Below are 21,256 nucleotides of genomic sequence, written 5' to 3'. Positions count from 1 at the left end.
GCAGTAGAAATTTTAGAAAGAAGGTGTAACTTATGACACTACAAACTTTTACACAGTATGATTTTAAACCATTTTTAATAGATGCAGTTCGTGAACTACGCTTTACAGAGCCAACAGGAATTCAAAAGAAAATTTTCCCGGTCGTGAAAAAAGGTGTGAGTATAATTGGACAATCCCAAACTGGTTCTGGGAAAACACATGCATACTTACTTCCTACATTAAACAGAATTGATGCAAGTCGTGAAGAGGTACAACTTGTTATTACAGCGCCTACTCGTGAGTTAGCACAACAAATTTACGAAGAAATTGTGAAACTAACAAAGTTCTGTGCAGAAGATCAAATGATTACAGCACGCTGTTTAATTGGTGGAACTGATAAACAACGATCAATTGAAAAGTTGAAAAAACAACCTCATATTGTAGTTGGAACGCCAGGACGTATTAAAGATTTAGTAGAAGAAAAGGCGCTATTTGTTTATAAAGCGGATACTATTATTGTCGATGAAGCGGACTTAATGCTTGATATGGGATTCATTCAAGATGTAGATAAAATTGCGGCACGTATGCCTAAAAATCTGCAAATGTTAGTTTTCTCTGCAACAATTCCTCAAAAATTAAAACCATTTTTGAAGAAATATATGGAGAATCCAGAACATATTCATATTAATCCGAAGCAAGTTGCAGCAGGAAATATTGATCATTACCTTGTGCCTTCAAGACACCGTAATAAAACTGAATTAGTGAAAAATATGCTACTTCAATTTAAACCATATTTAGCAATTGTCTTTACAAACACAAAGAAGAAGGCTGACGAAGTAGCCGATGGATTAGCAGAACGTGGATTAAAAGTAGGGCGTATACACGGTGATTTATCACCACGTGATCGTAGAAAAATGATGAAACAAGTTCGTGATTTAGAGTTCCAATACATTGTCGCAACAGATTTGGCGGCACGCGGTATTGATATTGAAGGAATTAGCCATGTTATTAACTATGAACTTCCACCAGATTTAGATTTCTTCGTTCACCGTGTTGGAAGAACTGCACGTGCGGGTCATTCAGGTATTGCAGTGACGATTTATGATCCAGCAAATGAAGAAGCGTTAGATAGTTTGGAAAAACAACGTCATATCGAGTTTAAACATGTAGATTTACGCGGAGATGAATGGGCGGATTTAGGTGACCGTCGTCGTCGTAAGAGCCGTAAAAAACCAAGTGATGGACTAGATGTTATGGCAACAAAAGTTGTTAAGAAGCCGAAAAAAGTAAAACCAAACTATAAACGAAAACTTGCAACAGAACGTGACAAAGTGAAGAAAAAATATAGCAATAAAAAAAGATAAGGGATTTCCCTTATTTTTTTTTATCTCACTGCTTGAGAGAAAGTCGATTAATGTAGACTAATAATTAGTGAGGGGTAGAAAAAACGTTGACTAAAGTTTCGCTTTATTGGGTTAATTTAAGTATAGAGTTCAGATTGTTTGAATAGTCCGTTTAATTTATGTAGTGCCTTTTGTGTGAACAAACAATTCGCTACATATTTCTACAAATTATGCTATCATTATATCTATTGTATATTGAAGAGGTGATTGTATGTTAAAGATTGGATCTCATGTTTCTATGAGTGGTAAGAAAATGTTATTAGCAGCAAGTGAAGAGGCTGTTTCATACGGTGCAACGACGTTTATGATTTATACAGGTGCACCGCAAAATACACGAAGAAAACCAATTGAAGAATTGAACATAGAAGCAGGAAGAAAACATATGGAACTAAACGGTATCGAAGAAATTATCGTACATGCGCCATACATTATTAATCTTGGGAATACGACGAAGCCAGAAACATTCCAATTAGGTGTAGACTTCCTTCGCATGGAAATTGAAAGAACATCGGCATTAGGTGTAGCGAAACAAATCGTTCTTCACCCAGGTGCGCACGTTGGTGCAGGAGCGGATGCTGGTATTCAACAAATTATTAAAGGGCTTAATGAAGTATTAACGCCAGAGCAGACGGTTAACATTGCGTTAGAAACGATGGCAGGAAAGGGAACGGAATGCGGTCGTAGCTTTGAAGAAATTGCGAAAATTATTGATGGTGTGAAATATAATGAAAAACTATCTGTATGTTTTGATACGTGTCATACGCATGATGCAGGTTATGACCTTGTAAATGATTTTGACGGTGTGTTAAACGAATTTGATAAAATTGTTGGGATAAATCGTTTACAAGTACTTCATATTAACGATAGCAAAAATGTACGCGGAGCTGGAAAAGACCGTCATGAAAATATTGGTTTTGGTCATATTGGCTATAAGGCATTGCATCACATTGTGCATCACCCACAACTTACGCACGTACCAAAAATTCTTGAAACGCCGTATGTAGGTGAAGATAAAAAAGATAAGAAGCCACCATATAAATTAGAAATCGAAATGCTGAAAAATGGTACTTTTGATGAAGGAATTCTTGAAAAAATTAAAGCGCAATAAGGAGGGGATATTCCCCTCCTTATTTTAATAGCTGCTGAAATAAAATATTTACTTGTTGGGCAGTGGCAGGAGTAGTTACTTTAGCGATTTGTTTTAACAAATCTAGTCGCTCGGTATTATCGTAAATGTTAATGTTTTTCCCTTTCATAAGTAAAACGATTTTATCAGCTTGTGCAGTTGTGATTGGAACTTCGTATTCTTTACTATATTTCAATAGTTCTTTTGTAGAAATATGATTTAATTTTTTGTTCACAATTTGTTTAATGAGGTTCATCGTGTTGTCCTCCTTCACACGTTCTTCTATCGAAATATATGTACGCATAGCTTGTACATATTCGTATCAAGGTGCATTTTTTCAATGGGGAAAAGAAGCTTATGTTATAATATAAGAACAAAACTATAGATAAAGAGTATAAGGAGGACTTATGGAAAAAAAGCAACATCGAAAAGAAAGTGTTATTCATCTTGTATATCGTTTAGTTATGATTGTCTTTGGGGCAGCGTGTGCGGCGGTAGCGATTGAACTGTTTTTAATGCCAAATAAAATTATTGATGGTGGAATTATTGGTATTTCTCTTATATTAGATTATCTTACTCCTAATATTTGGTGGTTAAGCTTTTCTACTTTAGTTGTTATCCTCAACATTCCTTTTATGTACTCCGGGTATAAGCAAATTGGAAAAACATTCATGTTATCTTCAGCATTTGGAATTGTAGCTTTAGCATTTATTGAATCAACGTTGCATGCTATCCCGCCATTTACAACAGAGCCGATTTTAGCAACAGTTTTCGGCGGTCTTATTTTAGGGATTGGTGTAGGACTTGTTATTCGTCATGGTGGATCGTTAGACGGGACCGAGATTATGGGAATTCTATTAACGAAGAAATTACCGTTTTCTGTTGGTGAATTCGTAATGTTTGTGAACTTATTCATTTTTGCATGGGCAGCATTTGTTTTTGGTGTTGAACAAGCGATGTATTCTGTTATGACGTACTATATCGCATTCAAAACAATTGATACGGTAATTCAAGGATTAGACGAAACGAAAGCAGTTTTAATAGTATCGGATCAATATGAGGAAGTATCAAATGCGATTTTACACCGCCTTGGTCGTGGAACAACAAAACTTGTTGCTAAAGGTGGCTATACAGATAAAGAAAAAGAAGTTATTTATGCAGTTGTAACACGTCTGGAAGTGACGAAGTTAAAATCAATTGTGCATGAAATTGATGAAAACGCATTTGTTACGATTATGAATACACAAGAGACAAATGGTGGTAAGTTTAAATCAGCAATTCACTAAAAAGTTAATTGTAATATCTTTTGAAAGCAGAGAATTATTCTCTGCTTTTTGTTATAATAATAAGGTTTCTTGAAATAAAGAATATATTTTAGGCAGATTGGTTTACAACTATAATAAGCTGTACTATAATTCAAATAGAGATAAATCGGAATCATTCTGAATTAAAATAGGTGAGATGCTATGAATAATATATTGGAAATAGAAGGATTAACGTTTCGGTATGAAGATCGCAACGTGTTAGAAGATATTAATTTGCAAGTTCCGAAGGGAGCTTTTTTAGGTTTAGTTGGACCGAATGGTTCAGGGAAATCGACTTTACTTAAATGCTTATTGGGTGTTTTAAAACCAAAGCAAGGAAGTATTAGATTGTTTGGCATTGATAGTAAGAAATTTAAAGAGTGGAATAAAGTTGGTTATGTATCCCAAAAGGCAAGTAGCTTTAACTCAGGTTTCCCGGCAACTGTTTTCGAGGTTGTTTCAATGGGGCTCGTTTCGAAAAAAGGGCTTTTTCGCTTTTTTACGAAAGACGATAATGCGAAAGTAGAAAAAGCGATTGCTGATGTAGGTATGAGCGAGTTTCGAGGTCGCAACATTGGAGAACTTTCTGGTGGACAACAACAGCGTGTATTTATTGCTCGTGCACTTGTAAGTGATCCGGAATTGCTTATTTTGGACGAGCCTACTGTTGGGATTGATGTGAAGAATGTGGCAAGTTTTTATGAGATACTAGAGGATTTAAACAAAAGATTGGGAATTACGTTAATTCTTGTTACGCACGATATGGGTGCTGTAACAGAGAAGGTGACGCATGTTGCATGTTTGAATCAGCATTTACATTTCCATGGGAATGTAGAGAAATTCCGAGAGTTAGAAGATGCAGAAATGTCGATTTTATATGGACATCATGTTCATCGCTTAGAACATGAACATGGGCATCACGGGAGGATATAATGATACAGGATTTTTTACAATATGATTTTTTACGTAATTCCTTATACGCTGGTATTTTAATAGGGCTTGTCGCACCACTTATCGGCGTGTTCGTTGTAATTCGCCGCATGTCGCTTATTGCGGATGCATTAAGTCATGTGACGTTATCAGGAATTGCAGCAAGTTTATTACTTGAAAAGACAATCTTTACCGGTGGGTTTTTAAACCCTTTATATATGGGGATGTTTTTTTCAATCGGTGGAGCATTGCTAATTGAAAAATTACGTACTGTATATAAACATTATCAAGAGTTAGCAATCCCGATTATACTTTCAGCAGGGATGGGGATTGGAGTTATCTTCATCTCACTTGCTAATGGATTCAATACGGATTTATTTAGTTATTTATTTGGTAGTGTAAGTGCTGTAACAAGTGCGGATTTAATTATTATTGGTATAGTAGCAATTGTTGTTATTGCGACGATTGTTTTATTATACAAAGAGTTGTTTTTACTATCATTTGATGAGGAATACGCTGTATCAACCGGTTTAAGTGCAAAGTGGATTCACTTTATCTTCATTATATTAGTTGCTCTTGTAATTGCGGTATCAATGCGTGTTGTAGGTGTTCTTCTCGTATCATCTTTAATGACGTTACCAGTTGCAGCAAGTATTCGTATTGCAAAAGGATTTAAACAAACAATTTTCTTTTCCATTTTATTTGGTGAAATTGCAGTAATTGGTGGAATGTTTGCTTCGTATCAACTTGATTTAGCTCCAGGTGGTACAATTGTTATGATAGCGGTTCTTATTTTAATTGGTGCAATTTTATGGAAAAAGAAAAAAACTGCATAAAGTAGGGATAGGTATGAATCTAACAGAAGCTTTACGCCTAATGAAGGAAAAGGGATACAAACATACAGGGAAAAGGGAAGAAATGCTGAGATTATTCGCAGCTCATAATCGTTATTTAACTGCGAAAGATGTTTTAGAGCATATGAAGGGTGATTATCCAGGACTTAGTTTTGATACGATTTATCGTAACTTAACGGTTTTTGCTGAAGTCGGTGTTTTAGAGCAAACGGAATTAAATGGTGAAAAGCATTTCCGTTTTACATGCTCCATTATGGAACATCATCATCATTTCATTTGTTTAGATTGTGGTGGTACAAAAGAGATTAATTCCTGCCCGATGGATTTTATGAATAAAGATTTTAAAGGTTATGAGGTAACGGGGCATAAGTTTGAAATATATGGTCGTTGCCCAAAATGTGCAAAATGAGAGGGCTCGTCAGTTATATAACTGACGAGTTTTTAATTTGAATGTAAAAAAAGGTTGCTCACAAAAATTGTGGCAACCTTCTTTTTATTGTTCTTGTTTTTCTTTTTCTTTTTCTTTTTCTTTTTCTCGTTCGGCAGCCATTTCAGCAGCGATTACATCAATTTCTTTTTTCAGTTCTTCTACCATTGTTTCTTCTGGTACTTTACGAACGACTTGCCCTTTACGGAATAATAAACCTTCTCCGCGTGCACCGGCAATACCGATGTCAGCTTCACGAGCTTCACCAGGACCGTTTACGGCACAGCCGAGTACTGCAACCTTAATTGGAACTTTAAGTGTGGAGATGTATTCTTCGACTTCATTAGCAATGCTAATTAGGTCGATTTCAATACGACCACAAGTTGGACAAGAAATAAGTGTTGCGGCATTAGATGCAAGACCGAATGATTTTAATAGTTCACGTGCAACTTTTACTTCTTCAACTGGATCAGCGCTTAAAGAGATACGAAGTGTATTTCCGATGCCTTTACTTAAAATTGCTCCAAGACCGGCGGCGCTTTTTACAGTCCCAGCAAACAATGTTCCTGATTCTGTAATACCTAAATGTAATGGATAATCAAAGGCGCGAGCAGCTTTTTCGTATGCTTCAATTGCTAAGTTAACATCAGAGGCTTTCATTGATACGATAATATCGTGGAAATCTAAGTCCTCTAAAATTTTAATATGGTGCAGTGCGCTCTCGACCATACCATCAGCAGTTGGATATCCATACTTTTCTAAAATATGACGTTCTAATGAGCCGGCATTTACACCGATACGGATTGGAATGCCACGCTCTTTCGCTGCATTTACAACAGCTTCTACTTTATGGCGACGTCCAATGTTACCTGGATTGATACGTACTTTATCAATGCCGCCTTCGATTGCTTTTAAAGCAAGGCGGTAATCAAAATGAATATCAGCAACAAGTGGAATGTTGATTTGTTTTTTAATATCAGCAATAGCATTTGCTGCGCGTTCGTCTGGAACAGCAACACGAACAACTTGACAGCCAGCTTCTTCTAAACGTTTAATTTCAGCAACTGTAGCCTCAACATCATGCGTTTTTGTTGTCGTCATACTTTGTATAATTAATTCATTGTTACCGCCAATTGTTAAATTACCGACTTTAACTGGACGTGTTTTTGTGCGTTGAGTCATTTCATTCACGAATTGATCGCTCTCCTTATAAAAGAAGTTTCTTATTTTAGTCCCTTACATCAATGATAGTATGTGTGAGAAAGGGCTATAGAAACCAAAGTACTCGGTTTCACTTTTACTATTGTATCAGCGCCTTTATGTAATTGACAAGGATTAAGTGATTGCTTATTGATATAAGGGGAATTTATAAGACTTTCCAACTTGGATTTTTGTAGCAGATGTATTTTTATTTAATTGCTTAAAATCATCAATTACTTTTTCAATAGAAGGAATTTTTTTCTTATTAATCGCTTCTGTAATAGAAAGAACTGTATCGCCAGTTTTTACTTCGATTGCTTTATAAGCTGTATCCGTTTCTTTTTCTGTTTCTTTCTCTTTATTTTGTTTTGTATCTGTATTTTCTTTTTTTATCGTTTGGGCAGCAGATGTTTTTTTGTATGAACTTAACATCGGTAAAGTACCGATTTTTATGTCGTAATAAAATATATAACCGAGGACAAGCACGAATAAGAGTACACCTAATCTCTTCATATCCTTCACTCCTTTGCTAGGAATATATGCTTGTCCAAAAAAAAAATGCCTATTTAGGCATTTTTTTATAGTTCTTGTTTTTCTTTCGGCTTTGGAACTTCTTTAATTGTTAAGTATAGAACGATTAAAACAACTGCAATGTAAATGAATGTTGCGCCAGGTACGTTTATTTTGAATAAATCCATAATCATAAAGAAGATTGTTGGAATTGTGTAGCTGTAAGCAGTTAATGTCCAAACTTGTTTATAAGATAATTTGCGTTGACCGCTCATCGCAGAACCGATGAAGGCAAGCAATGTAACTCCTACAAAGGTAATAAATAATTGGAACAAGTACAGTAAGAACCCAATAACGAATAATAAGATTGGATAAATACTGTCAAATAACGAAATGAAATCTTGTAAATCTTTTTTCTCAAGAGATGCGCCTAATAAGTCATTATAGGAGTATGTTTGTGTTTGACCATTCCCCATGGAGACTACTTTATCTTTTAAAACAAATAAACCTGTTTTATTTTGATATTTTTCTAAGTCTGTTGAATTTGGATCAAATACGAAAAGGGCATTTCCATCTTCTTTTTCGATAGGTTGATCAATATCAGCTGTTAGCTCGCCATTTTCAATTTTAAAATCAGGTAAATCTTTTTCGATTACTTTATTTACCATGTTAACACCATCTTGAATAACGCTACCGTACAAGAAAGTTCTTGGAATAGTAGTGATTAGGCAAAGAAGCATAATATACAAAATGGTTTTACCGATTTTTTGAAAACGGAAAAGCGCCATATCTTTAGGCGAATATACGCTTTTTGCTAGCTGTGTAAAAATGGACATAGATTCACTTCCTTTATGTATGTATAAAATCATTGTAACGTACGAATCTAGAGAAGCTCAAGATATATTATATTTACATATAGTAGAGAGGACTAAATTCCTTCTTATTAATTTACTTCTTTTAGTAGAGAAAAATACAATTGACACTTTTCTTTCGTATATGGTAAATTTATCTTACATTTTTCAAACGATATATCCGATTGGAATTTAGTTGTTTTTAATGGTACATACATAATCGTGGACCCTTAGCTCAGTTGGTTAGAGCAGACGGCTCATAACCGTCCGGTCGTAGGTTCGAGTCCTACAGGGTCCATATCCATTTCATATGTTTATTATGTCAGCAGGAAGCTTCCTTGTAGAAGGAAGCTTTTTTTCGGAATATATGAGCATTTTAATTGAAAAGAAGTGGGGATTTTGCTACTTTAATGATAGCAAGACAAAGCGATTTATTTGTTTGCACCCTATGGCAATTAGGGTAGAATGAAGTTGTAGGTCACATATGTAGTGACAATACATAAACCGGGAGGAATATAACAATGGCAAAACACGAATTACCAAATTTACCTTATGCGTATGATGCTTTAGAACCTCACTTTGATAAAGAAACAATGAACATCCATCATACAAAACATCACAACACGTATATTACAAACTTAAACGCTGCTTTAGAAGGTCATGCAGAATTAGCTGACAAAAGCGTTGAAGAATTAGTTGCAAACTTAAACGAAGTACCTGAAGCAATCCGTACAGCAGTACGTAACAATGGTGGCGGACATGCTAACCATACATTCTTCTGGACAATCCTATCTCCAAACGGCGGGGGACAACCAGTAGGCGAACTTGCAACTGCGATTGAAGCGAAATTCGGTAGCTTCGATGCATTCAAAGCAGAATTCGCAAAAGCTGGCGCAACTCGCTTCGGTTCTGGTTGGGCTTGGTTAGTAGTAAACAATGGTGAGTTAGAAGTAACAAGCACTCCAAACCAAGATTCTCCTCTAACTGAAGGTAAAACTCCAGTTATCGGTTTAGATGTTTGGGAGCATGCTTACTACTTAAATTACCAAAACCGTCGTCCTGACTACATCGGTGCATTCTGGAACGTTGTAGATTGGAACGTTGCTGAAAAACTTTACCAAGAAGCAAAATAATTAAAGTTAATACAGCTAGAAAAAAGCTAGGGGGTTTTCTCCTAGCTTTTTTCTATGTTCTCCTTTTACATAATTGAGCTTGTTTTTGGAAGACTAGAACATGAAGTAAAGGAGAGTTGTGTATGAAGTGGAAACATGTAATCGGTGATGTTGAAGTGAATCGGGATTTAGTATTATTGCTCGTTATAGGAGGTTTATACACGCTCGCAATTTCTTTATCGAATACGTTTGTAAACATTTATTTATGGAAGCAAACACAAAATTATGTGAATCTGGGCTTGTATAATTTGGCCAGCGTTGTATTGCAGCCTCTAACATTTCTTGTGGGCGGGAAATTAGCGAAACGTATTGATCGCTCGATTTTATTGAGAATCGGTGTAGGCACGTTAGCTGTTTTTTTTATCGTCGTTTTAGTAGCGGGAAAAAGTGCATCTCACTATATTTTATTAATGGGAGCCCTTTTAGGAGTTGGTTATGGTTTTTATTGGCTCGCTTTTAACTTGTTAACATTTGAGATTACAGAACCAGAAACAAGAGATTTTTTTAACGGTTTTCTAGGACTTCTTACATCGTTCTCTGGAATGATTGGACCGATAGCAGCAGGATATACAATTTCACGTATGGAAAAATGGAGTGGTTATACTGTCGTTTTCTTCCTCTCGTTAATGCTATTTGCGGTTGCAGTCGTTCTAAGCTTTTTTTTATCGAAGAGGGAATGTGAAGGACGCTATGAAATTGTGCAAGTATTGAAAGAGCGGCAAGTTGATGAAAACTGGGGAAGAATTACGCGCGCTCATTTCTTCCAAGGTTTGAGAGAGGGAACGTTTATTTTCGTTATTTCGGTATATGTCTATTTAGCATCTGGTAGCGAGTTAGCACTAGGGAAATATAGTTTAGTGAATTCTGCAGTATCATTTGTATGCTATTATTTAGTTGCTCGTATGTTAAAGAAAGAATGGCGAAAAAAAGCAATTTTACTTGGCGGTATTATTTTATACGCGGTTGTATTTTTAGTTATTTTTAATGTTACATATACGAAATTACTTATTTATGCAGCATGTATTGCGGTTGCATATCCTATTTTACTCGTTCCGTACGGCTCCATGACATACGATGTAATTGGTAGAGCAAAACAGGCGAGAGAATGGCGTGTAGAATATATAGTGGTCAGGGAATTATGGTTAAATGCTGGAAGAATTTGTTCCATTTTAAGTTTTTTATGTGCTGTCATATTTTTTCCGCCTGAAAAAAGTTTACCTTTCTTACTATGTATTTTAGGAGCTGGACATTTCCTTATTTATTTTGCAGTTAAAAATGTCAAATATGATGAGGGAAATGTGAACAAAACCAGCGCTGTAGCGCAAGGAACCCCACAGAATCAAACTGAACCAGAAGGTTAACTTATCGCGTGTTTTATGCTAGAATAGAAAAAGATGTAAGACAGCAGTGAGGGCACCTGTATGAAGGTGTCCCTTTCACATTACATAGCTGTTGGTAGAGGGGGTTTGTATGAGCAAGAAGCAGAAAAAGAACCAGACAAAGACAAAAACCCACGTTCCCTTTCGGTTAAACGTGTTGTTTTTTTGCGTGTTTTTAATGTTCTCCGCGGTTATTGTAAGGCTTGGATACGTACAAATTGTTCGTGGTGAGGAATATAAAAATGAAGTTGAGAAAAAAGAAAATTCAACGATAAGTAATCCTGTACCACGCGGGAAAATATTTGATCGTAATGGAGAAGCGGTCGTAGATAATGAGCCTATTCGTACAATTACATTTACAAAAATGAAGGGATCAACTGCAGCAGATCGCTTAGAAACGGCGAAAAAGTTAGCAGATTTAATTGAAGTCCCAACAGATAAGTTAACAGATCGCGATAAGAAAGATTATTGGCTTGCTTTACATAAAGAAGAAGCAGAAGCAAAAATCACAAAAAAAGATCGTGAAGATTTTAAAGCGAATAAAATTGAAGATAAAGAACTAGATGAACGTCAACGAAATCGTGTAACAGAAGAAGAGATTAATCAATTGTCAGCAAAAGATTTAGAAATATTGGCGATCAAAAGTAAGATGGAAAGCGGATATGCAATGACGCCGCAAATCGTTAAAAAAAATGCAACACCGGAAGAATACGCAATTATTAGTGAAAATTTAGCGAAATTACCAGGTGTAGATACAAATGTTGACTGGGAGCGAAAATATAAGTATGACGATATGTTCCGAAGTGTACTTGGTGGTGTAACTTCTTCTGATGAAGGGTTACCGAGAGAAAGGTTAGATTACTATCTTGTTCGTGATTATAATCGTAATGATCGCGTAGGAAAAAGTTACCTTGAGCAACAATACGAAGATAGTTTACACGGCACAAAAGCTGAAGTTAGAAATGTTACAGATAAAGAGGGTAATATTTTAGAAACTATTAATGTGTCACAAGGACAACGAGGTAACGACCTGAATTTAACAATCGATATGGAATTACAAAAGCGCGTAGAAGAAATTCTTACGAAAAACTTAATGAGATTTAAAGGGAGCGAACCTCTTTTAGACCGTGCATTCGTTGTAATGATGAACCCGAAAAATGGTGAAGTTTTATCTATGGCGGGGAAACAATTAGTGGATAAAGACGGCGAAACGAAAGTAGAAGATTTTGCATTAGGAACGATGACGAGTTCTTATCCGATGGGTTCAACTGTAAAAGGTGCGACAGTACTTACGGGATATCAAACTGGCGCGATTCAACCTGGATCTGTACAGTTAGATGAACCAATTAAATTAAAAGGTACACAAACAAAATCATCATGGAAAACGATGGGATACATTAATGACCTGACAGCGTTAAAAATGTCTTCTAACGTTTATATGTTTAAAACAGCGATGAATATTGCTGGGGTTCCATATGTGCGAGGCGGTACGTTAGATATACCACAAAAATCATATGATACTATGCGTTACTATTTCGGTCAATTTGGACTTGGTGTAAAAACTGGCATTGATTTACCGAATGAAACGGCTGGACAAAGAGGTAGAACAGATCAGATACCAGGTTTCTTATTAGATTTATCAATTGGACAGTATGATACGTATACACCACTTCAATTAGCACAATATATTTCGACGATTGCGAATGGTGGATATCGTATGCAACCGCAAGTTGTAAAGGAAATCCGCGAGCCAGCTACGAAGCCAGAGGAAGTTGGAAAAGTTGTTCAATCCATGGAACCGAAAGTATTAAATCGCATTGATATGCCTGAATCGCAAATTAAACGTGTTCAAGAAGGATTTAGACAAGTGTATAATGATTCAGGGGGTACAGCTACAAAATACTTTGCAGGCGCACCATATAAAGCAGCTGGGAAAACAGGTACAGCTCAAACTGTATATGGCGGAGATAAAGAGATTGGTAGAAATGCAAAAGGTGAGCGTCGTGAAACATATAATTTAACATTAGTAGGTTATGCGCCACTTGAAGATCCAGAAGTAGCATTTTCTGTTGTTGTACCATGGGTACATGATGATAAAACAGGAATTAACGGATATATTGGTCGTGAAATTATGGATGCTTATTTTGAGTTAAAACAACAAGCAATAACTGGTGAAGCTCCAAAAGATGAAAAAGAGAAAAAAAATAAAAATCAAGATGATGAATAAAAAAGTTGTAAAAAAAGTACACTATCTGAAAAGATAGTGTGCTTTTTTTTATGCTTTATGCATATGGTTTAGTAAATGTGGACAAGCGTAAAATATTGAAAAAACATGTAGTTTCAAAAACGATGAACACAACAAGATTAGTGCATACGCTCTAAGTTTGTCTTGTGTGATAGGAGATAGCAGTTTTATCCCGCTATTTGAGGGCGGTAAAACTCCCACCTCAAAATTCAGCTGGAGCAAAGAAGTTAGGGGGGAGCCCTGCTGCCCGTAAACGCCCGATTGGTGAGGGCTAATAATCAGTGGGGGATGAACAAAACCCCCACTGATTAAAGTTTCACTTTATGGAGGATTAGAAAATTTCCTGCATCTAAAGTACAAAAGTGAAAATAAAGTTTGTGTATACAGTTGTTTTTGTGGGACTTTACAAAACTTTTACAAATAATTAAAACCGAATTAATAGTTTAGCAGTATTCTTATATCTGTAATCCTGTTATTTCCGGTTACTTCTAGGAGGAAGAACACGTGAAATGGATGAGCGCATCGATTAAAGTTTTGACATTATCGACATGTTTCCTTTGTTTTAATATGTCTACTGCATTCGCTACAAATGAAATGGGAGAAGTGAGAGTTGATGGATCCTCAACGGTTTTCCCCATTATAGAGGCAGTAGCAGAGGAATATACAAAGGCCCATCCAAACGTGAAAATTTCTATTAGTATTTCTGGGACAGGGGGAGGATTTAATCGTTTCAGTAAAGGAGAAGTAGATATAAACAATGCTTCGAGAATGATGAAACCGGTAGAAGAAAATGCAATGCAGAAAAAATCCATCCAATTTACACCATTTGAGGTTGCTTATGACGGTCTAACGATTGTTGTGAATCGTCAAAATACGTGGGTAAACAATATGACGATAGACGAGTTACGTCTATTATGGAGTGAAAATGGAAGATTGAAACGATGGTCACAAATTCATTCATCATGGCCTCGTGAACAAGTTAAATTTTATGCGCCAGGCGTAGACTCTGGTACTTATGATTATTTCCAAAATGTTGTCTTACAAAATAATCGCCTTGTAAAAACGGTTTCTTTGTCTGAAGACGATCAAGTTATTATGCAAGGGGTAATGAATGATAAAAATGCCATTGCTTTTGTAGGATATGCTTATTATATGGCCAATCGAGATAAGGTAAAAGCAATACAGGTGGATGGTGTATTTCCAACGAAAGAGACCATTCAGTCGGGTACGTATAAGCCATTATCTAGGCCGCTATTTACGTATGTGAATCATGCATCTATCAGAAATAAAATTAATGTAGCAAATTATGTTGAGTTTATGATTAAGCATGTTGGAAGCCTTGCTGAAGAGGTCGGATATGTAAAATTACCAAAAGAAAAATATAATGAACAGCTGCGAATGTTAACAGAAATAAAAAGGTAATGTCAGGGTGGAAAGGGGTTTTCATCTTTGGCTCATAATGACAAAAGTCAAATTACATTTTCTGTACAACATTTGATTGAGAGAAATACAAATAGAAGAAAAAAAACGCAGCGAATCAATCGAATTGTTCCGTTAATACTAAAAGCCATTGCTAGCGTGTCCATTGTAACGACACTTGGAATTATTATTACGTTGGCAAATGAAACAATCATGTTTTTTCAAAAGATATCATTGTATTCTTTTTTGACAGAAAAGGAATGGTTACCTTTTTTTGAAGATCCAAAATTCGGTATATTACCACTTATATGTGGAACAATCCTTGTAACAGCAATTGCCATGTTCGTAGCAATTCCTATTGGTTTAGGTTGTGCCGTGTTTTTAAGCGAATACGCTTCGAATGGCGCTCGGAAAATATTAAAACCGTTGTTAGAGCTACTAGCAGGCATCCCGACAATTGTATATGGTTTTTTCGCGTTAACAGTTGTCACACCACTTTTACAACGGGTTATACCAGATTTGCAGTTTTTTAATGCTATTAGTCCAGGTATTGTTATAGGGTTTATGATGATACCGACGATTGCGTCTCTCTCTGAAGATGCGATGAGAGCTGTAGCGAAAGGAATTAAAGAAGCCTCATTAGCGCTAGGAGCAACTCGTTTTGAGATGGTAAAACAAGTGGTGTTTCCATCGGCTTTTACGGGCATAATGGCAGCGATTATATTAGCAGCTTCCAGGGCAATTGGTGAAACGATGATTGTTGTTATTGCAGCTGGATCAACACCTAATGTATCGATAGATCCGACTCATTCTATTCAAACATTAACAGCCTATATTGTACAAGTGAGTTTAGGTGATGCTCCGCACGGAACGATTACTTATTACAGCATGTATGCTGTAGGTGCAACGTTATTTATGTTTACTTTTATTATGAATATCATTTCGCAATATATTATGCGCCGTTTTAGGAGGTTGACATAATATGCGAATGTTAAACCATAAGAACATACAAGAAAATATGGCATCGCGTTTTTTAAAGGATCGGATTTACAAGTGTTTGTTTTATATAGCAATTTTGTTTTCAGTAGTAATACTTTTTATATTGCTTTTTCAAATTTTTGAAAAAGGTATAAGTTATCTTTCAATAGATTTCTTTACAAACTTCGCCTCACGTAATCCGAGAGAAGCTGGGATTGTCGCTGCTTTGTCAGGAACAATACTATTTATGAGCATTGTTATACCAGTCTCTTTTATATTTGGAGTCGGAACAGCTCTTTATTTAGAGCATTATGCGAAGGAGTCCGTTTTTAAAAAGTTAATTGAATTAAATAATCAAACATTAGCAGGGGTACCTTCCGTTGTGTTTGGTTTACTCGGGTTAACTATTTTCGTATACGCTCTCCATTTGGGAGAGAGCATAATGGCAGCGGCACTGACGATGAGTTTACTCGTCTTACCAACTGTTGTTGTAGCTAGTCAAGAAGCGATTCGAACTGTGCCGAGCTCATTACTAGAGGCTTCTTACGGATTAGGTGCTACGAAATGGCAAACGATGCATCAAATTGTATTGCCAGTCGCTTTGCCAGGGATTGTAACGGGATGTACGTTAGCGGTATCGAGAGCAATTGGTGAGGCAGCACCATTATTAGTTATTGGGGCCCTTGCCTTTGCAAATTATGTTCCGTTCAGTATGTTTGATAGATTTACGGTTTTACCAATTCAAATTTTTAATTGGATGAGTAGACCACAAGAAGAATTTCAGTATGTAGCAGCAGCTGGGATGATTGTTTTGTTAGGATTGTTGCTCTTTATAAATATATTTGTCTTATGGTTACGAAATCGAAAATAAGTTGGAAGTGGATGAAAGGGGAATTCAAATGGTAGCAACAGTAGTAAATGTACAGGTGAAAAATGAGAAAAAGATTGAGACAGCACCAAAAAAAATAGTATTTGATACGAAAAATTTAAATTTATGGTACGGAGAAGACCATGCTTTAAAAGATATCAACTTAAGTATTCATGAGAATGAAGTAACAGCGATTATCGGTCCAAGTGGTTGTGGGAAATCAACATACTTAAAAACGCTAAATCGTATGGTAGAGTTAGTGCCTATCGTTCGAACTACGGGCGTTATCGAATATAGAGAACGAAACATATTTGATAAATCATATCCGGTTGAAGAATTACGTACGCATGTGGGTATGGTGTTCCAAAAGCCAAATCCATTCCCAAAATCTATTTATGAAAATGTAGCATATGGTCCGAAAATCCATGGTGTTCGTGACAAAAAAACACTTGATGAAATTGTTGAAAATAGCTTGCGCGGCGCAGCTATTTGGGATGAGTTAAAAGATCGTTTGCATGATAATGCATACGGTTTATCTGGTGGTCAGCAACAACGTCTATGCATTGCACGCTGCTTAGCGATTGAGCCAGACGTAATTTTAATGGATGAGCCAACATCGGCGCTAGATCCAATTTCAACATCAAAAGTAGAAGAATTAATTCAGGAGTTAAAGAAAGATTTTAGTATTGTTATCGTAACGCACAACATGCAACAAGCAGCACGAATTTCAGATGAAACTGCTTTCTTCTTAAGTGGAGAAGTTGTGGAATATACAGATACGAACAAATTATTTACAACACCTGCAGATAAGCGTACAGAAGACTACATTACAGGACGATTTGGTTGATATCGCTAGCAAGGCTAAGAGTAAATGCCCTCTTAACAGAGGGCATTTCTCATTTTCACCTCATTTTAAATAGGGGAGTAATATTTCTCTTTTCTCAAGGCTTAATAAACATACAAGAGGCTGGGTAGGGGATTTATATATAATGGCACATAATATTGAGGGGGAAGAAATGATGGTAAGAGAACAGTTTCAATGTGATTTAAAAACGTTACAGCAAAAGGTGATCGAGCTTGGTGAGTTAGCAAGTGGAGCTTTATTGATTGCTATGGAAGGTCTTCACAACAGGGATGTAGAGAAAGCGTTAGAAGTCATTGATGGGGATTATCGCATGGATAATTTAGAAGAGGAAATAAATGACCTTGCGCTTATGCTTATTACAAAGCAGCAGCCTGTAGCAAGTGATTTAAGAAGAATTTTCATTTCAATTAAAACAGCGACAGATTTAGAACGTATTGCAGACCATGCTGTTAATATTGCGAAATCAACAATTCGTCTTGGTGAAAAAGAAGTGGTTGTTAGTTTGCATAATCTTGAGGAAATGTTTGAGATTGCTCATAAGATGTTAAATTTAGCATTAGAAGCATATGAGCAAGAAAATTTAACTTTTGCTAAACAAATTGCTGAAATGGATGATTCAGTTGATGAAATTTATGGGAAGGCGATTCGTGAATTTATTTCATCTATCCCTGGACAACCAGAAGCGATTACACAAATTACACAACTATCCTTTGTTGCAAGATATATTGAGCGTGTAGCAGACCATGTTACAAATATTGCCGAGAATGTATTTTATGTAGTAAAAGGAAAGCATTATTTATTGAATGAGTAGGGGGAAAAGTAGGTGATGAGAAATCACCTGCTTTTTTTAGTCAAAACATGACAAAAAAAGCTCGTTGTTTCCTTTAGTCTATGATGATAAGATGTATCATAATTAATGGGAAAATAAGTACATATATGTTAGTTACGTCTTATTAATTATTTTACCAAGTTAATGGTAAGCGCTTTCTTTTTGATGGGAGTTAAAAGGTACATTTATTTATAAAGTGAGGCTTTAATTAGTGGGGCTGTCTCTCGCTGATTGTTAGATCATACCAAACCGGACTTTTACTGCAGTTAATGTGGGGTAAATGATATACGGAGTTCTTGAACATTATATAAGTGGAGGCTGAAGTATATGAAGGGGGTTATTTTAGCTGGAGGAAAAGGGAGACGCCTTAGACCATTAACATGTAATACTCCAAAACCGATGTTACCATTGTTAGAAAAACCAGTTCTTGAATATAATATTGAATTATTACGTCAGCATGGTATTCGTGAAATTGCAATTACAGTTCAATATATGAGTACTGCCATTAAGCAATACTTTGGTGATGGTAGTAAGTGGGGAGTTAACTTGTATTATTTTGAAGATTCTCCTCCGCTTGGAACAGCAGGGAGTATTAAGCAAGCGGAAAGTTTTTTAGATGAAACATTTGTTGTTATTAGTGGGGATGCACTAACTGACTTTCAATTATCAGAAGGAATTGCATTTCATGAACAGAAGAAGAGAATGGTAACGATGTTTGTGAAAGAAGTAGAAAACCCACTTTCATTTGGGTTAGTTGTAATGAATAAAGAACAAGAAATTATACGATATATAGAAAAGCCGAGCTGGAATGAGGTAGTTTCTAATATTGTGAATACAGGTATTTATATAATGGAGCCAGAAATCTTTTCTTACATACCATCCATGGAATTTTCGGATTTCAGTCATGATGTGTTTCCGTTATTGGCAAATAAAAATGCTTTATTTGCATATTTATCAGAAGACTATTGGCTAGATATTGGTACATTTGATCAATATCGGCAAGCTCAATTCGATTTGTTGACGAAAAAATTGAAGGTGCCTATTCCATATACAGAAGTATTACCAATGGTGTGGATGGGAGAAGGTGTAACGATAGGAAAAGGGACGAAAATTCATGGTCCTTCTTTTATTGGGGAAGGAGCAATGATTGGTGCAGGGGCTGTAATTGAACCGTACTCTATTATCGGGAAAAATAGTATCGTTTCAAGTTATTCTCATCTTCAAAAAAGCATCATTTTTGCAAACTCTCATATAGGGAAAAATTGTGAGTTGTTAGAAACAACAATAGGAGATCATACAATGGTCGAAGATGATGTTACACTTTTTCAAAAAAGTATTGTAGCGGATCATTGTCATATAGGGAAAAGTACAGTAATTAAGCAAAAAGGAAAAATATGGCCATATAAGGAGATAGATAGTCATTCGATAGTAGGTTCTGCCGGTGTTAAAGAGAGTGAAAAGAGTGCAGGATGGTTACAAAAAAGCCGGATTGTAGGAAGGGGTAATGTTGAAATTACTCCTCAATTTATTGTGAAAGTTGCAATGGCTTATGGATCTCTTTTTGCTAAAGGAGAGAGTATATTGATTGGAAGTCAGGAAAATATAGAAACAACTTCCTTTAAAAATTTATTCCTCCATGCCATTCATGGCAGCGGGATTCATACGATGGAATGTAAAGAAATGAATGAATCGCTTTTTCAGTATGCCATTCATAATTTGCAATGTGCAGGTGGAGTTTTCGTTCAAGTGGAAAGCGAAAGAGGAATTGTTATACAACTGTATGGCAAGGAGGGCTCGTTTTTAACGTATAAGCAGCAAAAAGCGATAGAACAAGTATATATGTCTGAGTCGTTTTATTACGCTTCTGAGAAAGAAATGGGGCGAAATAAGCTAGTTCACGTTTCTGTAAATAATTATGTAGAAGCTGTGTTAGAGCGTATTGATATTGAAACGATACAAAAACAGAAGTTTCATCTTCTTATTAATAAGAGAAATGATATGTTACAACATTTACTTATGATCTTTCTACAAAGGCTTGGATGCACAGTTACATGGATTTACGCGAGTGAACAAAAAGATCATGTGAAAGCTCTGATGAAATCGAGTAAAGCAAATATGGCGCTTATGTTTTCTGAACACGGAAATCGCTTCGAATTATATGACACTCACAGTAATATTTACCAAGGAACTGATTTTGAAGAAGTAGATATTCCAGATTTATTACTCGAATCAGCAGATAATGTTTACCCAATGTCTTTGAAATTAGGGGAATGTTATCTCCTCTTTTATATGCATAACGAAAAAAACTCTTTTCAATTAAGATGGAAACGAGATATTTTATATCGAATTGGAAAATTATTCGAATTAATAGCGTTGCAAGGAAAAACATTACTTAGCATAGCAGAGCAATCACCGCCACTGTATCTACTTTATGATGAAGTTGTATGTTCATGGAAGGAAAAAGGGAAAGTAATGAGGAAATTATTGGCCGATATGGAAAGAAAAGAAGAAGGTATATTTGAAGGGATACAGTTCAAATATACCGAAAAAGAGTGGTCTTATATCGTTTCTGATACAAAACAACCAAAATTTTTGGTGTATTCACATGCTAGAAACCCAGTAATAGCAAGGGAAAACATGAAAAATCTTATAGAAAAAATTAGACAATATCAAAAGGTGTAGAATTTTTATTTTAAAAGTGGTATTATAGTATAGTCTGATTTAAGTTATTAGTGACTGGAGGGAAATAAGAATGCGTGTGAATATTACTCTAGCATGTACAGAATGCGGAGATCGTAACTATATCTCAAAGAAAAATAAACGTAACAACGCTGAGCGTATCGAGCTTAAAAAGTATTGCAAGCGTGACAAGAAGTCTACGTTACACCGTGAAACAAAGTAAGCAGTAGGAATATTT

20 protein-coding genes and 1 tRNA gene are annotated in these 21,256 nt (G+C 35.9%); 17 read left to right on the top strand and 4 right to left on the bottom strand.

Features of this window, described 5'->3' with window-relative positions; all coding sequences use genetic code 11:
- Positions 1 to 32 precede the first annotated feature (32 nt).
- Together NSS97_RS21840 and NSS97_RS21835 are read left to right on the top strand one after the other, a co-directional pair.
- Positions 33 to 1,343 (top strand): DEAD/DEAH box helicase, encoded by a 1,311-nt coding sequence (locus NSS97_RS21840; RefSeq protein WP_002015172.1) that lies wholly within the window; start codon positions 33 to 35, stop codon positions 1,341 to 1,343.
- 250 nt (positions 1,344 to 1,593) lie between these two features.
- On the top strand, positions 1,594 to 2,490 hold the full coding sequence (locus tag NSS97_RS21835) for a deoxyribonuclease IV (RefSeq protein WP_002088660.1): 897 nt from the start codon (positions 1,594 to 1,596) through the stop codon (positions 2,488 to 2,490).
- Between the two features lie 19 nt (positions 2,491 to 2,509).
- On the opposite strand, the gene NSS97_RS21830 is transcribed toward NSS97_RS21835, so the two are convergent.
- Positions 2,510 to 2,764, bottom strand: a complete 255-nt coding sequence (locus NSS97_RS21830; RefSeq protein ID WP_002088657.1) for a DUF2624 domain-containing protein — start codon at positions 2,762 to 2,764, stop codon at positions 2,510 to 2,512.
- A 151-nt stretch (positions 2,765 to 2,915) separates the two neighbouring features.
- Here NSS97_RS21830 and NSS97_RS21825 point away from each other — a divergent pair, with 151 nt between their 5' ends.
- The 4 genes from NSS97_RS21825 (at position 2,916) to NSS97_RS21810 (ending at position 6,005) form a co-directional block, all read left to right on the top strand.
- Entirely contained in the window at positions 2,916 to 3,794 is an 879-nt protein-coding gene (locus NSS97_RS21825) for a YitT family protein (RefSeq protein ID WP_002015168.1), read from the top strand.
- A 180-nt stretch (positions 3,795 to 3,974) separates the two neighbouring features.
- Entirely contained in the window at positions 3,975 to 4,745 is a 771-nt protein-coding gene (locus tag NSS97_RS21820) for a metal ABC transporter ATP-binding protein (protein ID WP_002015167.1), read from the top strand.
- Positions 4,745 to 5,578, top strand: a complete 834-nt coding sequence (locus tag NSS97_RS21815) for a metal ABC transporter permease (protein WP_002015165.1) — start codon at positions 4,745 to 4,747, stop codon at positions 5,576 to 5,578. The genes NSS97_RS21820 and NSS97_RS21815 overlap by 1 nt, the downstream gene beginning before the upstream one ends.
- A gap of 13 nt (positions 5,579 to 5,591) precedes the next feature.
- Positions 5,592 to 6,005, top strand: a complete 414-nt coding sequence (locus NSS97_RS21810; RefSeq protein WP_002015164.1) for a Fur family transcriptional regulator — start codon at positions 5,592 to 5,594, stop codon at positions 6,003 to 6,005.
- Positions 6,006 to 6,089: 84 nt separating this feature from the next.
- On the opposite strand, the gene ispG is transcribed toward NSS97_RS21810, so the two are convergent.
- The 3 genes from ispG to yqgB all read right to left on the bottom strand — a co-directional run bounded on the left by ispG (position 6,090) and on the right by yqgB (position 8,569).
- Positions 6,090 to 7,205 (bottom strand): flavodoxin-dependent (E)-4-hydroxy-3-methylbut-2-enyl-diphosphate synthase, encoded by a 1,116-nt coding sequence (ispG, locus tag NSS97_RS21805; RefSeq protein ID WP_131798918.1) that lies wholly within the window; start codon positions 7,203 to 7,205, stop codon positions 6,090 to 6,092.
- 165 nt (positions 7,206 to 7,370) lie between these two features.
- Positions 7,371 to 7,736 (bottom strand): hypothetical protein, encoded by a 366-nt coding sequence (locus NSS97_RS21800; protein WP_002129120.1) that lies wholly within the window; start codon positions 7,734 to 7,736, stop codon positions 7,371 to 7,373.
- Positions 7,737 to 7,801: 65 nt separating this feature from the next.
- Positions 7,802 to 8,569, bottom strand: a complete 768-nt coding sequence (yqgB, locus tag NSS97_RS21795) for a protein YqgB (RefSeq protein ID WP_002034056.1) — start codon at positions 8,567 to 8,569, stop codon at positions 7,802 to 7,804.
- 239 nt (positions 8,570 to 8,808) lie between these two features.
- Here yqgB and NSS97_RS21790 point away from each other — a divergent pair.
- From NSS97_RS21790 to rpmG, 11 genes are all read left to right on the top strand, one after another.
- Positions 8,809 to 8,882, top strand: a tRNA-Ile gene (locus NSS97_RS21790).
- 223 nt (positions 8,883 to 9,105) lie between these two features.
- Positions 9,106 to 9,717 (top strand): superoxide dismutase [Mn], encoded by a 612-nt coding sequence (gene sodA, locus NSS97_RS21785; RefSeq protein ID WP_001052029.1) that lies wholly within the window; start codon positions 9,106 to 9,108, stop codon positions 9,715 to 9,717.
- A 122-nt stretch (positions 9,718 to 9,839) separates the two neighbouring features.
- Positions 9,840 to 11,117, top strand: coding sequence for an MFS transporter (locus NSS97_RS21780; RefSeq protein ID WP_061689610.1), 1,278 nt, complete (start codon positions 9,840 to 9,842; stop codon positions 11,115 to 11,117).
- Between the two features lie 109 nt (positions 11,118 to 11,226).
- Positions 11,227 to 13,362: a peptidoglycan D,D-transpeptidase FtsI family protein gene (locus tag NSS97_RS21775; protein ID WP_044442567.1), complete on the top strand. Its 2,136-nt coding sequence runs from the start codon at positions 11,227 to 11,229 to the stop codon at positions 13,360 to 13,362.
- 522 nt (positions 13,363 to 13,884) lie between these two features.
- Positions 13,885 to 14,802, top strand: a complete 918-nt coding sequence (locus NSS97_RS21770; RefSeq protein ID WP_107886339.1) for a phosphate ABC transporter substrate-binding protein PstS family protein — start codon at positions 13,885 to 13,887, stop codon at positions 14,800 to 14,802.
- A 27-nt stretch (positions 14,803 to 14,829) separates the two neighbouring features.
- Positions 14,830 to 15,780, top strand: coding sequence for a phosphate ABC transporter permease subunit PstC (gene pstC, locus NSS97_RS21765; protein WP_002088646.1), 951 nt, complete (start codon positions 14,830 to 14,832; stop codon positions 15,778 to 15,780).
- A 1-nt stretch (position 15,781) separates the two neighbouring features.
- Positions 15,782 to 16,648 (top strand): phosphate ABC transporter permease PstA, encoded by an 867-nt coding sequence (gene pstA / locus NSS97_RS21760; protein ID WP_107886340.1) that lies wholly within the window; start codon positions 15,782 to 15,784, stop codon positions 16,646 to 16,648.
- A 28-nt stretch (positions 16,649 to 16,676) separates the two neighbouring features.
- Positions 16,677 to 17,492 carry a phosphate ABC transporter ATP-binding protein gene (pstB, locus tag NSS97_RS21755; RefSeq protein ID WP_341114020.1) on the top strand — a complete coding sequence of 272 codons (816 nt, stop codon included), beginning with the start codon at positions 16,677 to 16,679 and terminating at the stop codon, positions 17,490 to 17,492.
- Positions 17,493 to 17,664: 172 nt separating this feature from the next.
- Positions 17,665 to 18,321 (top strand): phosphate signaling complex protein PhoU, encoded by a 657-nt coding sequence (phoU, locus tag NSS97_RS21750; RefSeq protein ID WP_002015145.1) that lies wholly within the window; start codon positions 17,665 to 17,667, stop codon positions 18,319 to 18,321.
- A gap of 345 nt (positions 18,322 to 18,666) precedes the next feature.
- Entirely contained in the window at positions 18,667 to 21,021 is a 2,355-nt protein-coding gene (locus tag NSS97_RS21745; protein WP_088034258.1) for a sugar phosphate nucleotidyltransferase, read from the top strand.
- 70 nt (positions 21,022 to 21,091) lie between these two features.
- Entirely contained in the window at positions 21,092 to 21,241 is a 150-nt protein-coding gene (gene rpmG, locus NSS97_RS21740) for a 50S ribosomal protein L33 (RefSeq protein WP_001265616.1), read from the top strand.
- Positions 21,242 to 21,256: the final 15 nt, after the last annotated feature.

This window comes from Bacillus sp. FSL R12-0074 (assembly GCF_038005725.1).
GTDB lineage: Bacteria > Bacillota > Bacilli > Bacillales > Bacillaceae_G > Bacillus_A > Bacillus_A mycoides.
This window is presented reverse-complemented; position numbering and strand designations above follow the sequence as displayed.